Raw genomic sequence first — 18,100 nt, 5'->3', positions numbered from 1 at the left:
CAGGCTTCCGTCAGCCAAGCGTGTAGCCCGAGCCGCGTAGCGTGCGAACGATCTTCGGGTGAATTTTTCGGCGCAGATGATGAATGTGGACGTCGAGCGCGTTGCTCTCGAGGTCGTCGTTCCAGTCATAGAGTTTCTCGCGGATGAAGTCGCGCGTGAGCACACGATTGGGGTGCGACAGCAGCAACTCGAGCAGCGCGGCCTCACGATTGGTGAGCTCCACAGCTGAGCCCTGCCAGTACGCCTGACGCGAGGCGGGATGAAATTGCAGCTCGCCATGAGTCCAGACCGGCTCAGGCATGCCGGCACTGCGGCGGGTGACCGCCCGCAACCGCGCGGCCAGCTCATCCAGTGTGACCGGCTTGATGAGGTAGTCGTCCGCGCCGGCGTCCAGCCCGCCGATACGGCTCTCCACCGCGTCTCGGGCCGTAAGCACCACGATCGGCGTTTGCCGGCCGCGTTGCCGCCACCGCTTGAGCAGCGCCATGCCGTCCTCGCCCGGCAGCCCGAGGTCGAGCACGATGGCATCGTAATGCACCATCTGCTGCGCATGATCCGCATTGGCGCTGTTGTTGAACCAGTCCACCGCGTAGCCCATGAGTTTCAGCCCGCGGGTAATGCCATCCCCCAATAAGGGGTCGTCCTCGACGATCAAGATTCGCATGAGAAAACACTCATCCTTTCAGTGGACTGCTCAACCAAACCGAGCGTAACACTCCCGGGGGCATGGGCGTTCAACCCTAATTTCGCGCTTAATGTCGCGTTAATTTTGGCTGTCTATCGTGCGGGCATATTCAAAGGAATCTGCTTATGTCTGCCTGTCCGATTACCGCTGCGGGCGTTCTGGCCTCCAGCACCCCGGCCCGCCGCCCGCACCGCACGTCCGCGGCACGCCTGTGCATCCACGGCCCGGAAGATGCCGGTCGCGCCGCCATCGAAGACTACATCCAGGCACGATACCTTCAACGGTTCGGCGCCCGCATCGTCGACTGGCTGCCTACCCTGGTCAGCCTTGAAGTGCACGGCGAAATCGTAGCTGCCGCCGGCTACCGCTCCGCCGCCCACCCGTTGTACCTCGAACGCTACCTGCCGCAACCGATCCAGACTTACCTGGCCTTGGGCGACAGTCCGTCACCCGGCCGATCGCAGATTGTGGAAACCGGTCAATTCGCATCGGATCGGTCAGCAGGCCGGCTGTTGGTGCCCTTGCTGGCTCAACACCTGTCGAGCAGCGGATTCCTTTGGGCCGTGAGCACGTTAACCAGTGAACTCGCCCATTTGTTCCAACGGATGGGTCTGACGCCGCTCGTCCTTGGCACCGCAGACCCGGCATGCCTGACGGCAGCCGAGCGCGAGGCCTGGGGCACCTATTACGCGCACACACCGCACGTGGTCGCCGAGCGGCTGTCGCTGGTTGTGCGCCAATTGAGGTCAGCATGAATACCACCCAGTTTTTTGAACAGCTTGTGGCGCACACATCGGCCGCGCGCGGTCCTGCGGTAATCGGCGACGGCACAAGCTGGCGTTATGCCGATCTGCTGATTGCCACGACGCGTTTGGCGGGCCAGCTTCAACAATCCGACGCACGCGTGGTGGCCACCCTGCTCGACAACGGCCCGGTATGGATCGCGGCCGACCTCGCGGCGCTGCTGGCCGAAGTCGTTCACGTACCGTTGCCACTATTCTTTACGGCGGAACAAAGCGCGGGCGCGCTGGCGGCGAGTGGCGCAGATACCCTCATTTGTCCGCTTCGCGTTGCCGATCGCTTTTCAGCGCTCGGCTTCTCACCCAGGGAAACGCTCCAAGGCGACCTGGTGCTTTTGCACCGGCAGACTGCGCCTGTGGCGATACATGCAGGTACGGCCAAGATCACCTTCACCTCCGGATCCACCGGGCAGCCAAAAGGGGTCTGCCTGACGGCCGCCAGCATGCTCAACGTCGCGAAAAGCCTCATTTCCGCCACCGCGGACCTCGGTCTGCTTCGGCACGTCAATGCATTGCCGCTTGCCGTGCTGCTCGAAAACATCGCCGGGGTTTACGCCCCACTGCTGGCAGGTGCCACCTGCATCACGCTGCCACTTGACCAGGTCGGCCTGATCGACTCGTCGCAATTCGATCCGATGCGCCTGCACGCCGTCGTCGAGCACCACGATGTCCAGAGTTTGATCATGCTGCCGCAAATGCTGCGCGCTTATGCCGGCATGCTCGGCGCGTGCACGCTTACGGCGCCGCCCGGCCTGCGGTTTGTGGCGGTCGGAGGCGCGGCCGTAGGCCGCGCCGTGCTCGACCAGGCGCACGCCCTGGGGATTCCCGCCTATGAAGGCTACGGGTTGTCGGAAGGGGCGTCAGTGCAAACGTTGAATGTGCCGTCGAAGCACCTGCACGGCAGTGCCGGGCGCCCCTTGTCGCATGCGAAGGTGCGGATCGTGGACGGCGAAATCGAGGTCGCCGGCGCCGCGAGTCTAGGCTACTTGGGCGTACCGGCTCAGCAGAATGAATGGCTGCCCACCGGCGACCTGGGTGAGATCGATGCGCAAGGCTACCTGCACATCCAGGGCCGCAAAAAGAATCTGCTGATCACCGGCTTCGGGCGCAACGTGTCGCCCGAATGGGTCGAGACGGCATTGCGCAGTCATCCCGCCATTCTGCAGGCCGTCGTCATGGGCGATGCGCAACCGGCGCTGGGTGCCGTCATCTGGCCGACGCGTGAAGACATTCCGGATGGCGTTATCCAGTCGGCCATCGACGCCGCCAATGCCAGCCTGCCCGACTACGCGCGCATCGGCCCCTGGCTGCGCGCCGATCGTCCATTCACCACCGCCACGGGCCTGGCAACCGCCAACGGCCGGCCCAGGCGCGACGTCATCGCCGCCACCTACCCGCAACTCTTCCCCCCTTTGGCACGCCGCACCCGTGCAGCCGAACCCAATCCCGCATAAGGAGACATCACATGCCCTTCTTCGAACAACTCGTGTCCCACACCCAAAGCGACCGCCAACGTCTGGTGTCCGCCCCCATCGTGCAAGCCTGCCTGCGCGGCGAAGTCGGCGTCGAGAGCTATCTGGCGTTTCTCGAACAGGCTTACCACCACGTTCATCACACGGTGCCGCTGCTGAAAGCCTGCCGTGCGCGCATGCCCGAGCGACTGGCCTGGCTGCGCGATGCCCTGGATGAATACGTGGAGGAAGAGATCGGCCATGATGAATGGATTCTCAACGATATCGACGCCTGCGGCTGCGACGCCAACAAAGTGCGCCATGGTCGCCCGGGCCCCGAAACCGAGATCATGGTGGCTTACGCCTACGACACCATCGCGCGCAACAACCCTGTCGGTTTCTTCGGCATGGTGCATGTGCTCGAAGGCACAAGCGTTGCCTTGGCGTTAGCCGCAGCCGACCAGATCCAGACGCACCTGGGCTTGCCGGATAACGCGTTCAGCTACCTGCGCTCGCACGGCACGCTCGACCAGGAGCACACCGCCCACTTCGCCTTGTTGATGGACGGTCTGGAAGATCCGGCCGATCAGCAGGCTGTGGTGCACGGTGCACGCATGTTCTACCGTCTGTATGGCGACATCTTCCGCGCCCTGCCCATGGCGCACACAACCACCGCAGGTGTGTCCGCATGAAAATCGCCCAGGCAAGTGTGGTGCTCACGGGCGCGTCCGGCGGCATTGGCGCGGCCACCGGCCGGTTGCTCATTTTCGAAGGGGCTCGCGTCCTGCTCGTGGGCCGATCCAAACAAAACCTGTTGCGCCTTGCTGCGGAACTCGAAGCGCGCATTCCCAATCGCGTCCGCATGGATGCCCTTATCGCGGATGTCACCACGCCCGCCGGGCGCGACGCGATTCGCCATGCCGCCGAAATGCGCAACGTCAACGTGTTGATCAATAACGCCGGCGTATCGAGCTTCGGCGCTCTCGGCACGCTCACCGACGCAGGGATCACTGCCAGCGTGGAAACGAACCTGCTGGCGCCGATGCTGCTCACGTCTTCCCTCCTGCCGCACCTGCTCAAACAACCCCGGGCGCTGGTCCTCAATGTGGGCTCCACGTTGGGCAGCATCGGCGTCCCCGGCTTCTCGACTTACGGCGCCAGCAAAGCCGGCCTGCGCGGATTTTCCGAAGCCCTGCGCCGCGAGCTCGCCGACACCTCGGTTGGCGTGCAGTACCTGGCGCCACGCGCGGTAGACACCGGTTTCAACGATGCGCAGGCCCATGCGTTCAACCACGCCACCGGTTCGCATATGGACAAGCCCGAATACGTGGCGCGCGCCATTCTGAAGATGATCGAAAGCGAAGGTGCCGAACATTATCTCGGCCTGAGCGAGCGCATCGCTGCGCGCCTGAACGCGCTGGCGCCCCGCTTACTGGACGGCGCTTTCGCCAAACACCGCAAAGCCCTCAAAACCCTGCCCCAAACATTGCACGCCGAAGGAGAAATCTGATGCGCCATAAACTTTATCGTCTGCCGCTTGCCGCACTGGCGCTGATGAGCGCCTTTGCCGCCCCACCCGCCTGGTCCCAGGCCGCAAGTGCCGAGGCTGGCGTGGCCAGCATCCAGCAAGAGTGGGCCCTCATTCAATACCAAACCGAAGCCCCTGCCCGCGAGGCGAAGTTCGAAGCGCTTGCGGCGCGGGCCCACACGATCACGGCGCAATATCCGCAGCGTGCCGAGCCGCATATCTGGGAAGGTATCGTGCTCAGTTCATGGGCAAACGCGCGCGGCGGCCTCGGTGCCCTTGGACTGGCAAAGCAAGCCAAGGCAGAATACGAAACCGCCATCGGCATCGATCCCAAGGCGCTCGATGGTTCGGCACTCAGCAGCCTGGGGGTGCTGTACTACAAGGTTCCGGGATGGCCGGTAGGTTTTGGCGACAACAAGAAAGCCGAAGCGCTGTTGAAGCAAGCCCTGGCCGTCAGCCCGAATGCCATCGACACCAATTTCTTCTATGCGGATTATCTGGCCTATCGCAACGACAAGGCCACCGCCGTGACGTACCTGCAAAAAGCGTTAGCCGCCCCGCCGCGACCCGGACGTGAGGTTGCGGATGCCGGCAGACGCGACGATATCCGTAAACTGATGGCAGAAGTCAAAACCGGCAACTGAGGAATCGATCGATGAGCCCGCACGCCCACAAGTCAAATCGTCACGCCGAAGATCACCGCACCTCGAGAATTGGCTGGCTGCGTGCGGCGGTTCTGGGTGCAAACGACGGCATCCTGTCTACCGGCAGCCTCATGATGGGCATCGCCGCCGCGAACGCTTCGCAAAGCAGCATTCTCCTTACCGGAATCGCCGGGCTGGTCGCCGGTGCCATGTCGATGGCCGCGGGCGAGTACGTCTCGGTGCACTCGCAAGCCGATACGGAACGTGCCGACCTCACCCGCGAAAGCCTGGAGCTGCACGCCAACCCCGCAGCAGAGCAGCGTGAACTGTCTGCGATCTATGTGGGCCGGGGGCTGGATCGGGCGCTGGCCGATCAGGTCGCCGAGCAACTGATGGTGCACGATGCATTGGGTGCCCATGCCCGCGACGAACTGGGCATTTCCGAGACCATGAGCGCCAGGCCGCTCCAGGCTGCGCTGGCGTCGGCCGCCAGTTTTGCCGTGGGCGCTGCCCTGCCGTTATTGGTCGCGGTGGTGTCGCCGACACCGCTGCTGATGACCGCGCTGCCGCTCACCCTGCTCGTCTTTCTCGCCTTGCTGGGTGCGATCGCGGCACGCGCGGGCGGTGCGAGTGTACTTGCTGGCGCCTGGCGCGTAACGGTGTGGGGGACCCTTGCCATGGCCATCACGGCGGGCGTAGGCAAGCTGTTCGGCGCTTCGCTTTGATACATCAGGCTAAACTTTTGGATGTGACGCGCAGAATGGGAATCCACCGATACATCCGTGCGACCTAAAAGTTATCTACCAAAGGTCTTCTCGCTGCTCTCGGATCATCACAGGGGTTTCGTGGATTTTCCTTCATGCCACGGCAGGAATCAGGGACACCAAAATTTTAATTGACGCCATAAAATAAATTAATCTTATTTATACCATTTAATATTAATATAAATATCATGAACGAAAAAACAACAGAAACATTAAACTCCATAGGGATAAAATATGGTCTTGATCAATCCTCTCTAAAACATAATTATTTTGAAATTTATGAGAAATTTTTTTCAGTCGATCATAATTTTAGGATAGCCATAGTGGGATCGAGCGAGCTGGCGGTAAAAGAAGCCATCGCAATATCAGAATCATATCCATCCTCCACCGTATATTTCATATTATTTGGTCCTGAAAAAAATATAATAGAGCAATATCAAAATACAAAACTTTTTAATTTCATAAGATCAAAGGATTATGATGAACTTAGAACAATTATAGCGTCACTAGAAAACATTGATTTTCTTATCGAGCACAGTAACAATAAGAAATCAACCAAGTTGAATATATTTTTAAATGTATTCTTGACGCTTCCACCGGGGGCCACTTATTTCATTGAGGATCTTCATTCTACTTTCATGGAAAAATATGAAGATTCTTCCGGGCCAAATATCTTAGAGTATATTTGCTTGCTTACGCGAGAAAAAGCAAGCTCAACTTTCAGTCACGGCGAAATTAAATATCATCTAGCATCGGCACTCGGCAGCTTCAATAACTTCGGGAGATTAGGTGCTGCACAGCGATCGCAAAAGAAATATTTAACAAAGATTACGGAGTCGACAGCTGATTTATATTTTAGTATTGGAAATAAAAATTTCCTTAAATTTACTAGAAATTTTGAAAAAGAAGATCTCTACCCGACAAATTTACAATTTCATTCTAATAGGAAAGAATTCGATTCGCGCTTTAAAACTCACATTGCCACACCTGCTGTAAAAATCAGAAGCTACTCAAATGTGATCTGCGCGCCCGGGCAAGTCGTTGCAATAAATAACGTAGTTCTCCCAGAAACATTTAGGATGCCTTTGAAAAAAATCGGTAGGAATCGGCATTTAAATGCGGTCGGTCATTTCTTTGCAGAGGACATCTACAAAGACATTCATTATCTAAGCGGTGACTACTTATATTTGGACAACGAGGTACCAGGCCATTTCGGCCATATCACTGCAGAATTAATTTCGAAACTATGGGCATGGGAATCTCTTAGCGCTCAATATCCAGAAATTCATATAATTTCAAGCAGTAAAGACGGGATCCGATCAAAAGTTCTAGATGAAATACTTTCCATTTTTGGCATTCCTTTGCAACGAATAATTTATTTCAGCTCACCGACTCTAGTTGAAAATCTTCATTGTCCTACACAAAAATTTCACATAGGAAAATATGCAATAAAGGGAATTGAGAAAACTTGGAAACATATATTTGACTCCGCGTTCGTCGACACCGATCTAAACGGTAAAAAGATTTTTCTCTCCCGTTCCAAGGCAACCGATAGAGGGTGTCTTAATCAAGAGGAAGTGGAGAAAATCTTCTCTGAATGTGGCTTTGAAATAATTTTCCCGGAAAACTACACTATTCGCGAACAAATATCGATCTGTGGAACAGCTACAGCGATCGCTGGCTTTGCTGGATCGGCTACGTTAAATGCGGTTTACTCAAAACCCGGAATAAAGAAAATTATCATATCTAGCGAAACCTTTGATGCTGATAACGACATTGTGATTTCAAGTCTAAAAGGAGATAAATTATATTATTTTTGGTGCGATTCTTCCATCAAGCATCCGACAAATGGTTGGAGCGAAAAAGCATTTCATTCCGATTACATTTTTGATATAAATCGTGATGCACTTTCCCTAAAGGCGGCCGCAGATGTCGAGACGCCGTAAACCGCTTTATCTAGTTCAGTTCGTCGACATAATTTCTGTTAGCGCGCAACCCTTTACAGCATGCCTTATAAATTCGACGAAAAAACTTTTTTGATCAATAATACCTTCCCCGTCGTATCGAAAGGCGTATTAATAACCAAACTTACGCGTTAGCGACTATATATCAAATTTATATCATTTGAAATATATTATTATTTTCCTGACTGAATTCCTGTGTTTCGGCGCCCCAGCAAAGTCATCCGTCAAACTGCGAGAAATATTGCGCTTATCCCGCAGGTCAACTCGCCAACGATCGTTACACCCTGCCGTACCTTATTTCTTCACAGGCTTTACAACATGTACAGGAAACTCGATTAACGCATTGACCGGAACACTACATGGCTGAACTGTCGAAAAAAGGTCCCCAAGATCTCCCCATTGCTGGGCACGCGCCCGCGACCCCGCAGCAAGGTACGACAGAATGTAGTGCCGATAACAACGCAAAAAAAGAGCCGGACAAGACCCGTGTCAAGCCGATCCCGGTCTGTGTGGGACTTGCACTCTTCGCTGTCGTATTGATCCTGCCTGCGCCGGCGGACATGTCGCCCGAGGCCTGGCGCCTGCTCGCGGTAGCCGTACTGATGATCGCGTGGTGGATCACCGAAGCCATCCCTGTTGCCGTCACTGCATTGCTGCCCGTCGCCCTGTTCCCCTTGGTGGGTGCCACCAGCGCCGGCGACGCCGCCACGCCGTATGGCGATCCGATCATCTTCCTCTTCATGGGCGGCTTCTTTCTCGCCATCGCGATGGAACGCTGGAACCTGCATCGCCGCATTGCGCTCAACATCGTGTCGCGCACGGGCTCGCAGCAGCATCGCATCGTAGGCGGCTTCATGCTTGCCACCGCCTTTTGCGGGCTTTGGGTGTCCAACACGGCCACGGCCGTCATGATGCTGCCCGTCGCCCTCTCGGTGGCCAAACTCATTTCGCAGAAAGGCGGCTCGTCGAAATTTCCGCTCGCCCTCATGCTGTCGGTCGCCTACGCGGCGTCGATCGGCGGCATCGGCACGTTGATCGGCACGCCGCCCAATGCCTTGCTGGCCGGCGCGCTCAACCGCACCTATGGCTACGACATCGGTTTTGCGCAATGGATGATTTTCGGTATCCCCATCATGCTGGTTATGCTGTTCGGTGCATGGCTGTTGCTTACCCGAGTCTCCATCCGTCTGGATCGCAGCAAGATCGAAGGTGCCGACGAACTCTTCCAGTCGCAATTGAAGGCATTGGGCGCATGGTCCAAAGCCGAGCGCCGGGTAGCCCTGGTTTTCGTCGTGACCGCTCTGGCGTGGATGTTTCGCACCCTGCTTCAGGACATCATTCCCGGCTTGTCCGATGCATCCATCGCCATTGTGGCCGCAGTCGCCCTCTTCATCATTCCGTCGAGCGACAGGGAGGGTGGCGCCCTGGTCGACTGGAACATGACCAAGAACCTGCCCTGGGGCATTCTCGTGCTCTTCGGTGGCGGCTTGAGCCTTTCCGCTGCCGTCGTGGCCACGGGTCTGGACAGCTGGATCGGTGACCAGCTCGGCACCTACGCCAGCGCACTTCCCACTTTCGGCATCGTGGTGCTGGTCGCGCTGGCCGTGCTGATCATGACCGAGTTCATGTCCAACACCGCCACGGCAGCGACCTTCATTCCGATCGTCGCGGGGCTGTCGATGAGCCTCGGAGAGAACCCGTTGCTGCTGATGGTGCCTGCCACCCTGGCCGCGTCGATGACGTTCATGTTGCCGGTGGCCACGCCCCCCAATGCACTGGTGTTCAGCTCGGGCCACATCACCATCCCGCAGATGGCCAAGCACGGCTTCCTGATGAACATTTTGTCGCTTGCGGTGATCACGGGCATGGGCTACTGGTTGCTCGTCACCTTCTTCGGCGTGGTCGCCGGGGAGATGCCGAGCTGGGCAAGCCGCGCCGCATCGTAGCGCGCAGCGTGGGCGAGCAGGTGCTGCGCCCGCGCGGCGCCTGCTTGGCCGATGGGCGCGCGACTTGAGGCACAATTGCGGTCCAACAAAATAAGTACCGGAGTGACGATGCTGCACAACGCCCGCAATCCCTTCATCGTATTGGCGCTCGTGGCGTTGGCCGGTTGCGCCACGCGCATGGCCGTTACCGGCGACACGCGCGCCGGTGCCACCTTGCAATCGGATGTGGCGCAACAAGTGTCCAATTGGGCCAAGGTCGAGACCGGGTGCAAGCAGGTGGACGCCATCCAGACCCAACTGCTGAGAGAAAATCCGATCGGAACAGGCAAGTCCGCTGCGGCACGCCAGTACGGCAGCGTCGATGAACGGTGGACCGTTCAGCTGTGCGGCAAGACGATCCCGTTCGCAGTCACGCTCACGCCCGATGGCAAGGGCGGCACGTTCTTCTCAACGTCGCGCGAGCGATAGATCATGCGAGCCCAAACGTTCCTCGCCGCGATCGTGCTGTCCAGCCTGCTTAGCGGATGCTTCCATTTGCAGATCATCCGCTGATCGCCCGCAACGGCGTTTAGCCAACAACGACCCTCTGCATCCAAATCGATCCGCGGCATGAGGCGTGGGCGTTATGCCGTTATCGGCGACACCTTCGCCACGCGGTTCACCATCACAAGCAGCAGCCCCGCGGCGGCGAGGATTGCGCCCGCGATCGGCACAGCCGCATAGCCCAGGCCCATCGAGATTACCGCCCCGCCCGCTGCCGCACCCAGCGCGTTGCCCAGATTGAATGCGCCCACGTTCACGGAGGCCGCCAGGCCGGGCGCTTCATGCGCGGCCTGCATCACGCGGATCTGCACCGGCGGCACGATGGCGAAGGTCACCACCCCCCAGATCAGCAAACCGATTGCCGCACCGATATGGCTGGTCAACACCAAGGGCAGCACCAGCATCACAATGACCAACAGGGCCAGGAAGATCTTCGTACTGCCATCCAGCGACCAATCGGCCATGCGACCGCCCACGGTGTTGCCGATGGTGAAACCCAAGCCGATCAACACCAATGCCAAGGTGATGAAGGCCGCGGAAGCACCCGTCAAACTTTCCAGCACGGGCGCCACGTAGGTATAGAGCGTGAACATGGCGCCAGCACCCAGCACCGTGGTCGCCATTGCCATCAGTACGGTCGGACGCGTCAACACCTTCAATTCCGCGCGCACATCGGGCATTGGGCTTGGCTTGCCTTTGGGCAGGGTGAGCGCCAGCGCCACGATCGCGAGCACGCCCAGCCCGGCGGTAATGCCGAACGCCATGCGCCAGCCGATCTGCTGCCCGATCCAGGTCGCCGCCGGCACCCCGCCGATATTGGCGATGGTGAGCCCCAGAAACATCGTCGCAACAGCGCTCGCCTGCTTTTCCTTGGCAACCAGGCTTGCGGCAAGCACCGAACCGAGGCCGAAGAACGCACCATGATTCAGGCTCGTAATGAGGCGCGACACCAGCAACGTCCAATACCCCGGCGCAATCGCCGAAAACAGATTGCCCGCCACGAAGATGCCCATCAACAACATCAACGCGAGTTTGGTGGGAAAACGCGCGAACGCCAGCGTCATGATGGGCGCGCCGATCATCACGCCCAGTGCATACGCGGTGATCAACATCCCTGCGGTAGGGATAGATACCTCGACGCCGTTGGCAATCACGGGGAGCAGCCCCATGGGCGTGAACTCCGTGGTGCCAATCGCAAAGGCGCCGATAGCGAGCGCGAATAGTGCCCAGATGGGTTTCATGATGAGGACTCTGAAAAGGGAGAAAGTGAGACGATCGTAGCGCCGCGCGAAGTTGACATAAACGTGCGACAGGTCAAAAGATTGTTGATGCCGGATCAACGATCCCCGCTCGACGCGCGGATCGTCGGGCAGAAACCTCACAGCCCCAATGCCAGCGCCTCGATCGCCAACCGCTGCGCGCCCAGGTCGGAGCAGCCATTCTCGCTTGTCGCTTATGCCGCGATAACCCAGGTAATTGACGAATCACCCTTCGAGAAACTCGCAAGACGTTATCTCAGCGCTTGTCGGCATTCCCGTCAGCGGCATCGTCCTGATCGTATCGGTCGCGCGCAGCGCGAAATCCATCGGCGTTATCCGCCACCCACATCCAGAGCGGAATCATCCGCGCAAGCAAGCCCCGTCCCAGCTCGGACAGTTCGTAGTCCACGCGTGGCGGCACCTCGTTGTGATCGCGCCGTAATACCAGGCCATCACGCTCGAGCTGACGCAAGCTGCGCGTCAACATCCGCTGGGTCACACCACTCATGCGGCGTGCGATCTCCGCATGACGCAACCGACCTTCCACGCCCAGTGTGTGAACGATTCCCAGCGACCATCGATTGCCCGCATGGGTCAGCACTTCGCGCTTCAAGCCATCGTCCGCTTCGCTGAGCGCTTCGCACGCAGCCTGCGACTGCCTGATGATTTCTTCGGTATCCATTCGCCCCCAGGATCACTCGTGTGCCTACTTATGGACGAGCGCCAATCCTGACAGAATCATAACCACTCGCTGTTCAACGCTGGAGAAAAGGAATTCGATGCAGGCCATCAACGCGCTACAAAGTCATGACAACATTCTGGTGCTGGGTGCCGGAGAACTCGGCATGTCGGTCATCCATGCACTGATCGAGGCCGCGCCGAAAACGCAGCAAGTGCGGGTCACCGTGATGTTGCGCTCACGGATGGCCAGAGATCACGAGGCGTCCAAAAAGCGCGACTTGGCAGCGCTTGAACAACTCGGCGTCGAGATCCTCCAGGCCGATATCGCGCACGATTCGATCGAAGTGCTTGCCGCGCATTTCGCGCGATTCGACACCGTCATCGGTTGCGTCGGTTTCGTGGCCGGTGCGGGCACACAACTCAAGCTCGCGCGGGCCGCCCTCGCGTCGGGCGTCAAACGTTACGTGCCGTGGCAGTTCGGCGTCGACTATGACGTCATCGGCCGAGGCAGCCCGCAGAATCTGTTCGATGAGCAACTCGACGTACGCGATCTGCTGCGTGCGCAACACGCCACCGAGTGGATCATCATTTCCACAGGCATGTTTACGAGCTTTTTGTTCGAACCCGCATTTGGCGTTATCGATCTCGCGCAAAACACCGTGCGTGCGCTGGGGAGCTGGAACACGCAGGTCACCGTAACGACGCCGGAAGATATCGGCATGCTGACGGCGCAGATCGTATTCGCCGAACCACGCATCGCCAACGAAGTGGTTTTTACCGCTGGCGATACGCTCACTTATCAGCAACTGGCCGATTCGATCGACAAGCAACTTGGACGAAACGTGTCGAGAATCGAATGGAGCGTTCCCGAACTGAAGCGCGAACTTGCCGCCGCCCCCGAGGATCAGATGAAAAAATACCGGGCCGTGTTTGCGGAGGGTAAAGGCGTGGCGTGGCACAAGCACCGCACATTCAATGCAGCCCGCAACATCTCAGTCACCACCGTATCTGATTGGATCGATCAAAACGGGATCGTCGATCGACTACGACACCCGCCTGCAGAATGATGCACGGTCGCCCGCCTGCCGGCCTACTGAATCCAGACCACTTCCTTGCCGATCTGCTGTCGCGCCTCGATGCGCGCATGGGCCGGCCTCACACTTTCCAAAGCGTGCAGCGCGGTGAAATCGATGGTCAAGTCGCCCTCCCGGATGGCGGCGAACACGGCATCGGCACGCGCCTGCACCACCGCGCCGGTCTGCATATGATCGGCAAGCCGCGGACGCGTCAAAAACAACGATCCGCTCTCTCCCAGCTCGATCGGATCCAGATCCTGAACCGATCCCGACACGGATCCATAGTTCACCACCAGACCGCGGGTTCGGGTGGCCCGAAAACTGTCTCTCAGCGTGGCGCGGCCCACTGCGTCAAACACGACATCGACACCCGCACCGCCGGTTGCGGCGCGTACCGCATCGGCAAATGCGCCATCGTCATAGGGCAACACGATGTCGGCACCGCGCGCGCGAGCGACCTCGCGCTTTGCCGCATCGCTGGCGGTGGCGATCACGGTGGCACCCTTTCGCTTCGCCATCTGCACCAGCAGTTGGCCAATGCTGCCCGCTGCGGCATGCACCAGACACGTACTGCCGGATGCCAGTCGGGCGACATCTTCCACCAGATAATGCGCGGTCGAGCCTTGAAAGATGGCGGCGGCGGCGAGGTCATAGCCGATGTCATCGCTCAGCTTGGCTGCGCGCGCAGCAGGGATCGAAACGTATTCGGCGTGACTGCCCCACGCAATGCACCAAGCCACACGATCGCCTGCGGCGTAGCCGGTCACGCCCTCGCCCACACCCACAACGTCGCCCGCCCCCTCCATGCCGAGTGTGGTGGGCAAGCGGACCGGATAGGTGCGCGAGTTCGCATACTTACCCTGACGCGTATGGATGTCCATGAAATTGATACCGGCACACCGCACGCGAACAAGCAGATGACCCGCCTCAAGCACGGGAACCGGAGCATTCTGTTCGAGTTGGACCACATCGGGTCCGCCATACGTTGTGATCGTGAGCGCTTGCATGCTGTTGAAGGCCTATTCGAAGGGTTGGCGCATCGGGCGATACGAATGCAGCACGTTGTGCTCTCAAGACTCCGGAGCGCCACGCACTTTCGCGCGGAAATCTTAACAGGGCGCGTCGACGCCCACTGCTGCTTCACGCACTGCCTCGCGCTGCCTTCACGCAATCGGCGTCACCTGCAGAGAGGGCCGTTGCGTCAAGTCACCAAGCAGTGCATCGAAGCGGGCCGCTTGTGCGGCGATCTCATCTGCAAGCGGCCCATGCACCGGCCGCTCGCCCGCGCCATCCGGATACCCCAGCAAACCGGTTTCGCAATGCCGATCGTCGCCCCAGCCCGGATAGTCGGTAATCGGGTAGAGGCAGATGCCCGTCAACACGACGCCTGCATTCATGGCGGCAACCGCTTCGTCGCACACATACCGGAACCAGGGCAGGCGCTCTTTACTTTCGGCGCCAGTTTCCGAGATCAGAATCGGACGCTCGTAGCGCATGAAAATCTCTTGCAGGATATGCCGTAGCGGACGATAGGTATTCGATTCACGCCCAATGCATTCGCCGCCCCAAAACCACTGGTTTTGTGGATAGAAGTTAACGCCCACCACATCCAGGCAGGCACCGTGACCGCCCAGCTCCGGATGGGTCTTTCCCAAGAGCATGTCGCTGGCCTCAAATTGAAGCGCATCGAAATAGCGGGCCACTTGCGCGTCATCCGCCGTTTGCGGGGCAACGTGGATGGCGGGCTCGGCGCTCAACAATATTGCGCCGGGGTCCACTTCTTTTATTGCTGCGATGGCCATGAGATTGGCACGGACGAGTTGCCGTTTCAGCTCGGCACCGCGCCCGACGGCACTGGGCCCGAAATGGCTGACGTCGCCTCCGGCCCATGCCCAATACGAGATCTCATTGATCGGACAGAATATCGACGAGTGCCCCGAAACACGCCGGATGACCCGGGCCGCCTCACGCGCAAAGGCCGCGAAACGCTCCGGAAACTCGCCCGACCACACGTCGATGTGAGGCGGGATGCCGTAATGGCAGAGATCCCACATCACCTGGACCCCCGCCTGCGTGGCAGCAAGCACTGTGGGTAAGGCACTGCCCCATTCGTACTTGCCGGCTGACGCCTCGATGAGGTGCCAGCATATGCCGTCGCGAACGGTACGTATACCGCAGGCGGCAACCGCTTCAAAATCCTGTGACGGATGATAGGCGTGGCCCGTCGACGCACTGAGATCCAGACGGCGACCATCCGGCCACAGGTGGCTGCCGCACTCGAACCCGCCTTGGATAAAGCTTTCAAATTGCGGGACCACCACCCTATGCCACCGCCGCCAAGCCATCTGTGGGCGACACGTTCGCGCACATGCGATCGTACGTCGCAAGCGCCTGAGCCACCACTTGGTCCATGTTGTAGTACCGGTATGTGGCCAGACGCCCAACGAAAGTGACGTCCGGCGCCGCATCGGCAAGGTCTCGGTACTTGGCGTAGAGCGCCGCATTTTCGGGTCGTGGCACGGGATAATACGGGTCACCTTCGTCGCCGGGGAACTCGTAAGTCAGGCTCGTCTGCGGGTGCGTCTGGCCGGTCAGATATTTGTATTCCGTCACGCGCGTGTATGGCACAGAGGCGCTTGGATAATTGACCACGCCCACGGGCTGGAACGTTTCGGTGTCAACGGTCTCGTGCTCGAATCTGAGCGACCGATATGGCAGTGGGCCGTACTGGTAATCGAAGTACTCGTCGACCCGGCCCGTATACACCAGCTCGCTGTAATTCACCTGCTTGGCCACGTCGCTGAAATCCGTATCGAGCAACACATCGATGTTGGGATGCGCCAGCATGCGCTCGAACATCGCCGTATAGCCGTTGGCTGGCATCTGCTGAAATTCGTCGTCGAAATAACGATCGTCCTCATTGGTACGAATCGGGATGCGCGCCGCGACGGCAGCATCGAGTTCACTCGGATCGAGCCCCCACTGCTTGCGGGTATAGCCGCGATAGAACTTCTCGTACAAGTCTCGGCCGATGCGCGAGACCACGATATCTTCCGACGTTTTCGGATTCTCGACAGGAACGGCCAAATCATCGAGAAACGCTTGCGCACTCTCGGGCGTGAAAGCCCGTTCGTACAGCATTTCCAACGTGGTCAGATTGATCGGAACGGGCACGAGCTGGTCATCGACGTTTGCCAGCACGCGGTGCTCATACGGCCGCCAATGCGTAAATTGCGAAAGGTAGTCGACAATCCGTTTGGCATTGGTATGGAAGATGTGCGGGCCATATCGATGGACCAAAATGCCCGCGGCATCGTAGTAATCGTAGGCGTTTCCGCCGATATGGGAGCGCTTGTCGACCACCAGCACACGTTTGCCCGAATCGGACGCCAGGCGCTCCGCCAGCACACTGCCAGCAAAGCCTGCGCCCACGATCAGATAGTCATAATCGGCGTGCTGCGGGATGGCGCGCAATACATTCACTGCGCTGTTTGCACTGGCTTTCAGGGTTGGCTTCAGCCCATCCACGCGGGCAAGCTGCTTACGCATTTCACCCACCGTGTGATCCCACGACTTGCCTTCGATCGCAGCGTCGCAAAGCGCGAAGATCTCATCCTTATCGGGCGCGCTTTCAAGCGCCGAAACAATGGCCGCCTGAAACGCTTCCGCGCTATCGGCAATCTTGACGACGCGGCCATCCTTGTAATCCGACATCACATCTGCAATTGGCGTGGATACGACGATGCGTCCACCCGCCAGGTACTCCGGTGTCTTGGTGGGACTGATATAGCGCGTCGATTCATTGCGCGCGAAAGGCATCAGGGCCACATCCCAGCCTGCGAGATAGCACGGCAATTCGTCATAGGATTTGCCGCCCAGGTAATGAAGGTTCGCTTGATGTGGAAGCGTTGCTGGATCGATCTTCACCACTGGCCCCACCAGCACGAAATGCCAGTCCGGCCGCGCAGTCGCCAAGGCGCTGACGAGCTCGATATCGAAGCGTTCGTCGATCACCCCGAAGAAACCCAGGCGCGGTGAGGGAATCGCTGCCTGATCTACAGGCGATGCAATCGTGGGCGCGCGCGCCTGCTTGAAATGATCGATGTCCACACTACTCGGAAAAGCATGCACATTAGGGTGCAACGTGCGTTTGGCCTCAAACAAACTGAATCCGCCGGTAAACACCACATCGGCTTTGGCGAACAGCTTCTTTTCCCACGCGATGAGCGACGCCGGTGCCCCCCGGAATGCAGACAACTCGTCCATGCAGTCATACACCACCACATCGGCGTGAATTTCTGCCGAGAACTCAAGACTCATCGGCGTGTAATACCAGAACGTGCGACGCGTCAGGCGCTCGGAATCGATCAATTCCTGCAGCAGATGACGCTGCGCATCCACCTTCTGCGCTTCGTTCATAGCGTGCGGCAAATGAGGAACCAGTACGGTGACGTGAGGCGTGACCTGGGTGCGGATCAACATTGGCTTATCGCCGTTGGACAGCACGGGCTCCTCGAAGAAGAACACCGGCTGATGCACCGACATGCGAGTCATCAAATGCTGTGGGCGCTGATACACGAAGTTCCAACGCAGATGCGAAAAGCAAATCAGTGCGCCTGCGGCTTTGGCGGTGGTGTTGGCGTTAAAGGGGAATCCGCCAAGGCGCGAGGCGCGCGTCGGCATCGGTTTGAAAGTGCGTGTCATGGTCCCGCCTGGGGAAGTCGTGCGTTTGCCTCAAGTCGTGAGGCGCGTGTGGCAG

16 protein-coding genes are annotated in these 18,100 nt (G+C 58.8%); 10 read left to right on the top strand and 6 right to left on the bottom strand.

Translation table 11 applies throughout. From position 1 onward, the window contains the following. Positions 1 to 10 precede the first annotated feature (10 nt). A complete protein-coding gene (locus EYW45_RS21520; protein WP_161137500.1) occupies positions 11 to 664 on the bottom strand; it encodes a response regulator in 654 nt (217 codons plus the stop codon). A 146-nt stretch (positions 665 to 810) separates the two neighbouring features. Between EYW45_RS21520 and EYW45_RS21515 the strand changes: the two genes are divergently transcribed. The 9 genes from EYW45_RS21515 to EYW45_RS21475 all read left to right on the top strand — a co-directional run bounded on the left by EYW45_RS21515 (position 811) and on the right by EYW45_RS21475 (position 10,250). Further along, complete coding sequence (locus EYW45_RS21515; RefSeq protein ID WP_161137499.1) at positions 811 to 1,440, top strand: thermostable hemolysin; 630 nt, start codon at positions 811 to 813, stop codon at positions 1,438 to 1,440. Then, positions 1,437 to 2,939, top strand: a complete 1,503-nt coding sequence (locus EYW45_RS21510; RefSeq protein WP_161137498.1) for an AMP-binding protein — start codon at positions 1,437 to 1,439, stop codon at positions 2,937 to 2,939. The genes EYW45_RS21515 and EYW45_RS21510 overlap by 4 nt, the downstream gene beginning before the upstream one ends. An 11-nt stretch (positions 2,940 to 2,950) precedes the next feature. Beyond that, positions 2,951 to 3,628, top strand: a complete 678-nt coding sequence (locus tag EYW45_RS21505) for a TenA family transcriptional regulator (RefSeq protein WP_161137497.1) — start codon at positions 2,951 to 2,953, stop codon at positions 3,626 to 3,628. Beyond that, positions 3,625 to 4,446 (top strand): SDR family oxidoreductase, encoded by an 822-nt coding sequence (locus EYW45_RS21500; RefSeq protein ID WP_161137496.1) that lies wholly within the window; start codon positions 3,625 to 3,627, stop codon positions 4,444 to 4,446. Before EYW45_RS21505 ends, EYW45_RS21500 begins: the two co-directional genes overlap by 4 nt. After that, entirely contained in the window at positions 4,446 to 5,108 is a 663-nt protein-coding gene (locus EYW45_RS21495) for a tetratricopeptide repeat protein (RefSeq protein ID WP_161137495.1), read from the top strand. The genes EYW45_RS21500 and EYW45_RS21495 overlap by 1 nt, the downstream gene beginning before the upstream one ends. A gap of 11 nt (positions 5,109 to 5,119) precedes the next feature. Then, complete coding sequence (locus tag EYW45_RS21490; protein ID WP_161137494.1) at positions 5,120 to 5,833, top strand: VIT1/CCC1 transporter family protein; 714 nt, start codon at positions 5,120 to 5,122, stop codon at positions 5,831 to 5,833. A 227-nt stretch (positions 5,834 to 6,060) separates the two neighbouring features. Continuing rightward, positions 6,061 to 7,818 (top strand): glycosyltransferase family 61 protein, encoded by a 1,758-nt coding sequence (locus EYW45_RS21485; RefSeq protein ID WP_161137493.1) that lies wholly within the window; start codon positions 6,061 to 6,063, stop codon positions 7,816 to 7,818. 527 nt (positions 7,819 to 8,345) lie between these two features. Further along, positions 8,346 to 9,782: an SLC13 family permease gene (locus EYW45_RS21480; RefSeq protein ID WP_202444855.1), complete on the top strand. Its 1,437-nt coding sequence runs from the start codon at positions 8,346 to 8,348 to the stop codon at positions 9,780 to 9,782. Positions 9,783 to 9,890: 108 nt separating this feature from the next. Beyond that, on the top strand, positions 9,891 to 10,250 hold the full coding sequence (locus tag EYW45_RS21475) for a hypothetical protein (RefSeq protein WP_161137491.1): 360 nt from the start codon (positions 9,891 to 9,893) through the stop codon (positions 10,248 to 10,250). Between the two features lie 155 nt (positions 10,251 to 10,405). Here the strand turns inward: EYW45_RS21475 and EYW45_RS21470 are convergent, their stop codons facing one another. Together EYW45_RS21470 and EYW45_RS21465 are read right to left on the bottom strand one after the other, a co-directional pair. Next, positions 10,406 to 11,566, bottom strand: coding sequence for an MFS transporter (locus EYW45_RS21470; RefSeq protein WP_161137490.1), 1,161 nt, complete (start codon positions 11,564 to 11,566; stop codon positions 10,406 to 10,408). 274 nt (positions 11,567 to 11,840) lie between these two features. Then, on the bottom strand, positions 11,841 to 12,266 hold the full coding sequence (locus EYW45_RS21465) for a winged helix-turn-helix transcriptional regulator (protein ID WP_161137489.1): 426 nt from the start codon (positions 12,264 to 12,266) through the stop codon (positions 11,841 to 11,843). A gap of 97 nt (positions 12,267 to 12,363) precedes the next feature. Between EYW45_RS21465 and EYW45_RS21460 the strand changes: the two genes are divergently transcribed. Further along, the gene (locus tag EYW45_RS21460; protein ID WP_161137488.1) at positions 12,364 to 13,332 is read left to right on the top strand and encodes an aromatic alcohol reductase; all 969 of its coding nucleotides are present in this window, start codon (positions 12,364 to 12,366) and stop codon (positions 13,330 to 13,332) included. Between the two features lie 23 nt (positions 13,333 to 13,355). Here the strand turns inward: EYW45_RS21460 and EYW45_RS21455 are convergent, their stop codons facing one another. From EYW45_RS21455 to glf, 3 genes are all read right to left on the bottom strand, one after another. Further along, on the bottom strand, positions 13,356 to 14,348 hold the full coding sequence (locus EYW45_RS21455; RefSeq protein WP_161137487.1) for a quinone oxidoreductase family protein: 993 nt from the start codon (positions 14,346 to 14,348) through the stop codon (positions 13,356 to 13,358). A gap of 156 nt (positions 14,349 to 14,504) precedes the next feature. Beyond that, positions 14,505 to 15,659, bottom strand: coding sequence for a glycoside hydrolase family 1 protein (locus EYW45_RS21450; RefSeq protein ID WP_328703671.1), 1,155 nt, complete (start codon positions 15,657 to 15,659; stop codon positions 14,505 to 14,507). Between the two features lie 4 nt (positions 15,660 to 15,663). Then, positions 15,664 to 18,045 (bottom strand): UDP-galactopyranose mutase, encoded by a 2,382-nt coding sequence (gene glf, locus EYW45_RS24915; protein WP_202444853.1) that lies wholly within the window; start codon positions 18,043 to 18,045, stop codon positions 15,664 to 15,666. Positions 18,046 to 18,100 lie beyond the last annotated feature (55 nt).

The sequence above is a fragment of the Schauerella aestuarii genome (genome assembly GCF_009866805.1).
Taxonomy (GTDB): domain Bacteria; phylum Pseudomonadota; class Gammaproteobacteria; order Burkholderiales; family Burkholderiaceae_B; genus Schauerella; species Schauerella aestuarii.
Note: the sequence above shows the minus strand (reverse complement) of the source record. Positions and strands in the feature narration are given on the sequence as shown.

Bases quoted from the DNA above. Each gene is read 5' to 3' on its own strand.
- EYW45_RS21520 (WP_161137500.1), bottom strand. From the start codon at position 664: ATGCGAATCTTGATCGTCGAGGACGACCCCTTATTGGGGGATGGCATT.
- EYW45_RS21515 (WP_161137499.1), top strand. From the start codon at position 811: ATGTCTGCCTGTCCGATTACCGCTGCGGGCGTTCTGGCCTCCAGCACC.
- EYW45_RS21510 (WP_161137498.1), top strand. From the start codon at position 1,437: ATGAATACCACCCAGTTTTTTGAACAGCTTGTGGCGCACACATCGGCC.
- EYW45_RS21505 (WP_161137497.1), top strand. From the start codon at position 2,951: ATGCCCTTCTTCGAACAACTCGTGTCCCACACCCAAAGCGACCGCCAA.
- EYW45_RS21500 (WP_161137496.1), top strand. From the start codon at position 3,625: ATGAAAATCGCCCAGGCAAGTGTGGTGCTCACGGGCGCGTCCGGCGGC.
- EYW45_RS21495 (WP_161137495.1), top strand. From the start codon at position 4,446: ATGCGCCATAAACTTTATCGTCTGCCGCTTGCCGCACTGGCGCTGATG.
- EYW45_RS21490 (WP_161137494.1), top strand. From the start codon at position 5,120: ATGAGCCCGCACGCCCACAAGTCAAATCGTCACGCCGAAGATCACCGC.
- EYW45_RS21485 (WP_161137493.1), top strand. From the start codon at position 6,061: ATGAACGAAAAAACAACAGAAACATTAAACTCCATAGGGATAAAATAT.
- EYW45_RS21475 (WP_161137491.1), top strand. From the start codon at position 9,891: ATGCTGCACAACGCCCGCAATCCCTTCATCGTATTGGCGCTCGTGGCG.
- EYW45_RS21470 (WP_161137490.1), bottom strand. From the start codon at position 11,566: ATGAAACCCATCTGGGCACTATTCGCGCTCGCTATCGGCGCCTTTGCG.
- EYW45_RS21465 (WP_161137489.1), bottom strand. From the start codon at position 12,266: ATGGATACCGAAGAAATCATCAGGCAGTCGCAGGCTGCGTGCGAAGCG.
- EYW45_RS21460 (WP_161137488.1), top strand. From the start codon at position 12,364: ATGCAGGCCATCAACGCGCTACAAAGTCATGACAACATTCTGGTGCTG.
- EYW45_RS21455 (WP_161137487.1), bottom strand. From the start codon at position 14,348: ATGCAAGCGCTCACGATCACAACGTATGGCGGACCCGATGTGGTCCAA.
- glf (WP_202444853.1), bottom strand. From the start codon at position 18,045: ATGACACGCACTTTCAAACCGATGCCGACGCGCGCCTCGCGCCTTGGC.